Consider the following 511-nt stretch of genomic DNA (forward strand, 5'->3'; position numbering starts at 1 on the left):
GGGTGTGGCGGCGCAGTGGTGCGGCACGGCCCCGGCCAGCTACCGGTTTGAGCTGGAGCAGGCGTGGAAGAAAGAAGGCCGCGCTGCGCCCAAGTGGGGTGCGCGCCGCGCGGTGCTCAACGACCTGTCGCCCGCCGCCACCTTCATCGGTGCGAACTACAACATTCCCTTCGATGTGGATGCCTTCGCCAAGGCGGGCAAGCAACTGCTCAAGGCGATGGAGCAGGACATCGACTGGATGTACGAAACGCTACACAGCGATGGCAAGACCAAGGCACGGATTGAATATACGGTGTGGAGTGAGTTTCTCATTTGCCGCGCTTGTTTGGGAGAGTTCGCCTTCACTGAAGCAGCGGTTGATCCCGTGAGTCAAGAGGTCGCTGATATTTTCCCGTGCCCACATTGCGGTGCGCAAGGGACGAAAGAGCAAATGGATCTTCGGTTCGAGTCCTTTTTTGATCCGGTCTACAAGACAGTGGAAAAGAAGCCGAAGCGAATTCCTGTTTTGATT

At 57.7% G+C, this 511-nt stretch carries 1 pseudogene; it reads left to right on the top strand.

What is annotated here, in order from left to right:
• A pseudogene (locus KDH83_RS31410) lies at positions 1 to 511 on the top strand (DNA methylase); the annotation flags it as partial.

This window comes from Achromobacter sp. Marseille-Q0513, from assembly GCF_018195695.1.
Taxonomy (GTDB): Bacteria; Pseudomonadota; Gammaproteobacteria; order Burkholderiales; family Burkholderiaceae_B; genus Achromobacter.